Here is a 4,089-nt window from a genome sequence, read left to right on the forward strand (position 1 = left end):
GGCCGGTCGCCGGAGCCGGGGGCCGGGCCGGTGCCCGGACTCCACAGGCGCCCTCCGGGGCCGCCCGCGTCCCCAGCGGGGTCCCCGACGGAGCACGGTTCCACCCGGTCGAGGTGAGCTGGGACCATGACCGGTACCGTGCCGCACGCCCGACGACGAGCGACTTCCACCCCGCCAGCGACCTCCACCCCGCCCGCGCCCGCCGCGGAGGGCGGTCCCGGCGGCGCGGCAGGGCCCGGTGCACCACCACCGGCCGAACGGCTGGCGGCGCTGCTGGCCGAGGCCCGTACCGCGCCCATCGCCCCCGGGGCGGTGCCCTCGCTCGCGGACCGGCCGTCGGGGCCGGTCCCCGCCCACCGTCGGCAGGTCGCCGCCCGGACCAGGGTCCCGGCCTCGCTGCTGCTGATCGGCCTGGCCGCGCTCGCCTGGCCGGCCTGGACGGTGCTGGGGCCCGGGGAGGACGGCGGCGGTGCCCCGGAGGCCGCCGGGCGTCCCGTCCTCGCCGAGGCGAACCTGGGCGGCGACACCGAGCCAGGCACCGGCCACGACACCGGGGACGGTGACCTGGCCGGCGCGGACGCGGAGGCGGAGACCGGACCCGGGACGGCCCCGCCGGGACCACCCACCGCGCCGACGCCCTCGGCGGGTCCGACGCTGTACGTGCACGTGACCGGGGAGGTGGCCCGCCCCGGTGTCGTGTCCGTCGAGAACGGGGCCCGCGTCGTGGACGCGGTCGAGGCCGCCGGAGGGCTCACGGAGGCCGCCGTGACGGACACCGTGAACCTGGCCGCCCCCGTCACGGACGGCCAGCAGGTGCTCGTCCCCGACAGCGCCACGGCACCCGTCACGGCGCCCGGAGCCCCGGTCGCTCCCGGCACCCCGGGCGCCGTGACCCCGGGAGCGCCGCCCGGGACCGGAGGGCCGGACGGGGCGGTTCCGGGCGGGACGCTGAACCTCAACACGGCCACCGCGGCCGAGCTGGACACCCTCCCGCGGGTCGGTCCGGTCCTGGCCGGCCGGATCGTGGAGTTCCGGCAGGAGAACGGCGGGTTCGCCGCCGTCGCCGACCTCGACGCCGTGCCGGGGATCGGCCCCGCCCTGATGGAGGCCCTCGGCTCGCTGGTGACCGTGTGAGGCACCTCGCCGCCTGGTGGGCCGGCGCCCTGGAGCACCAGGAGCACCGCGACGCCCGTGCGCCGGGCCGCACCTGGGACCTGCGGCTGGTCCCCGCCGCCCTGGGCGCGTGGCTCACCGGCCTGCTCACCGGGCACCTGCCCCTCGACCGGGTCGCGGCCGCCGGGGCCCTCTACCTGGCCGCGCTGGTGCTCGGCGCCGCCCTGGTCCTCCTCGTGGCCCGCGCCCCCCGCGGGAAGGAGGACCCCGGAGGGCGGCCCCGCGCCCCCGGGGCGCGGCGGGCCCTGCCGTGGTCGACCGTGGCCCTGAGCGCCCTCGCCGTCACGGCCGTGCTGCTGAGCGCCGCGGCCGCCCAGCGCGACACCTCCCACGGCCCGCTCGGGGAGGCGTTCGCCGGGGGCGGGACGCTCGCCGTCACGGCGGAGGTGGCCGAGCCGCCCCGGCGGTGGACGGCGCCCGCCCCCGAGCCGGCCCACGAGGGCGAGGACCGCTCGGGCGTGGTCCTCGCGCTGCGCCTCGAACGGGTCACCCACGAGGGCCGCGGCCGACCCGTCGACGTCACGGCCACGGTCTTCGCGGACGGGCCGGCGTGGGCCGGGCTGGTCCCGGGGCAACGGATCACCGCGGTGCTCACCGCCGGCCCGCTGGCCCCCGGGCCCCCGGTGCTGCGCGCCGCCGCCCCGCCGGTGGACCTCCCGGGGCGGGAGCCCGCACGGCGGGAGCAGGTCCGCGAGCGCTTCGTGCTCGCCACGGCCGGACTGGGCCCCGACGCCGCGGGGCTGCTGCCCGGGATGACCTTCGGCGAGCGCGCCGGGATCGGCCCGGAGCTCGAGCAGGCCATGCGGGACACCGGGCTGACCCACCTGACGGCCGTCTCCGGCGCCAACTGCGCCCTCGTCACGGCCCTGGCGGGGCACGCGGCCCTGTGCGTGGGCGCCGGCCGGCGCACGTGCCTGGCGGCCGGTCTCGGCGCCCTGGCAGCGTTCGTGGTCCTCGTCGGTCCCGACCCGTCCGTGCTGCGCGCCGCCGTGATGGGAGGACTCGCCGCCCTCAGCCTCCTCACGGGGCGCACCGCCGTGTCCCTGGCCACCCTCTCGGGTGCCGTGATCGCCCTCGTCGTCGCCCGGCCCGCGCTCGCCGCCGAGTACGGCTTCGTCCTCTCGGTGCTGGCCACCGCGGGGATCGTGGTCAGCGGACGGCCCCTGACCCGGTGGCTGGGCACCCGGGTCCCCGAGGTGCTCGCCGTGGCGGTCGCGATCCCCGCGGCCGCCCAGCTGTGGTGCGCCCCGGTGCTCGTGCTCCTCCAGCCCGCCGTGCCCGTGTACTCCCTGCCGGCCAACGTCCTCGCCGCCCCGCTGGTGCCGGTGGTGACCGTGTGCGGCCTCGCGGGACTGCTGCTGCTGAACCTGCCCGACGGGGTGGGAGCCGCGGCGGCCGTGCCGCCCCTGGGGGTGGGCGCGCTGGGGGCGCGGCTCGTCGCCGGCACCGCCCGGGCGCTGGCCGGAGCGCCGGGGGCCCTGGCCCCGTGGCCCCAGGGCCTGCCGGGCGTGCTGCTGATGACCCTGGCAAGCGCGGCGGCCCTGCTCGCCGTGCACGCCCTCGACGTCCGCCGCCGGCGGCCCGCGCCGACCGCCGGGACCCTGCCCGAGGGCCCCGCCCCGGCCCCCATCCCGGAGGAGCACTGGCGGGTGCAGGCCCGCCGGCGCCGGAGCCGGCGCACGGCGGCCGCCGCGGCCGTGCTGCTCGTCGTCGTGCTCCTCGCCGTCCGCGCCGCCGTGGACGGCCGCCGCCCGCCGCCGGCGTGGGAGGCCGTGCTGTGCGACGTGGGCCAGGGCGACGCCGTGCTCCTGCGCACCGCGCCCGGGCCGGCCGTCCTCGTGGACACCGGCCCCGACCCGGAGGCCCTGGCACGGTGCCTGCGGCGCAGCGGGGTCGAGCACCTGGACCTCGTGGTCCTCAGCCACGCCCACGCCGACCACACCGGCGGACTGCCCGCCCTCGCCCGGCACGAGAGCGTCGGCGAGGTCTGGTACGCCACGGCGGCGGCGGCGCAGCCGGACGAGCTGACCGAGGCCCTGCCCGCCACCCCGGCCCGCCGCCCGGACCCGGGGGAGACCCTGACCCTGGGCGGACTGCGCCTGACCGTCCTCGCCCCGGAGCCGACCGGACCGGGGCGCTGGAGCGACCCGTCCTCCTCCGACGAGAACAACGCCTCCCTGGTGCTGCGCGCCGAGCTCACCGGCGAGGACGGCGGGACCACCTCCTGGCTGCTCACCGGTGACCTCGAGGAGGACGGCGCCCGCGCCCTGCTGCGCACGGCCGGTGCGCTCGTCGACGTCGACGTCCTCAAGGTCTCCCACCACGGCGCCCGCAACGGCGGCACCGCGATCCTCGACGCGGCCGGCCCCCGGCTGGCCCTCGTCTCCGTCGGCCGGGGCAACGACTACGGTCACCCCCACCCCCGGATCCTCGCCCACCTGGAGCGCAGCGGAGTGCCGCTGCTGCGCACCGACGAGCACGGCGGTGTGGCGATCGTCCGGCAGGAGCAGCGCCTTGTCGCCGTGCCCCTGGACTAGCGGAGCCGACGGCGAGGATGCGGGTGGAGTCCTGGGCCGTCAGGGGTCGACGGCCCTCGGCGCTGAGGACGGAGTCGGCCCGGTCCTGCAGCACGCCCGGGGCACCCTTGACGAACATGCGATAGCCGGCCGTCGTGGAGGTCCCGAAAGCGGTGGTCTGTTCGTGGAAGGTGGCGTGGAACCTGTAGTCGGAGTCGAAGGGCACCTCCGCCACGCGCGGATGGTCCTGACGGGCTCCCTCGACGTCCATGCCGCCCTTGCCGGCCAGCACGACCAGAACGCACTCCGTGGGATCGCCCATCGTCCGCCCGCCCCGCACGGTGGCGTTGCGGCACAGCGCCATCGCGAGGTAGACGTCGGGGGGGGGGGGGGGGGGGGG

Annotated in this window: 2 protein-coding genes and 1 pseudogene; 2 read left to right on the forward strand and 1 reads right to left on the reverse strand. The window is 79.2% G+C overall.

Features of this window, described 5'->3' with window-relative positions:
- Positions 1-126: 126 nt before the first annotated feature.
- A complete protein-coding gene (locus ACYVM4_RS05640) occupies positions 127-1,134 on the forward strand; it encodes a helix-hairpin-helix domain-containing protein (protein WP_460667929.1) in 1,008 nt (335 codons plus the stop codon).
- Positions 1,131-3,710, forward strand: coding sequence for a ComEC/Rec2 family competence protein (locus ACYVM4_RS05645; RefSeq protein WP_460667930.1), 2,580 nt, complete (start codon positions 1,131-1,133; stop codon positions 3,708-3,710). The genes ACYVM4_RS05640 and ACYVM4_RS05645 overlap by 4 nt, the downstream gene beginning before the upstream one ends.
- A 130-nt stretch (positions 3,711-3,840) precedes the next feature.
- Here the strand turns inward: ACYVM4_RS05645 and ACYVM4_RS05650 are convergent.
- A pseudogene (locus ACYVM4_RS05650) lies at positions 3,841-4,053 on the reverse strand (hypothetical protein); the annotation flags it as partial.
- Positions 4,054-4,089 lie beyond the last annotated feature (36 nt).

The sequence above is a fragment of the Kocuria himachalensis genome (genome assembly GCF_054784195.1).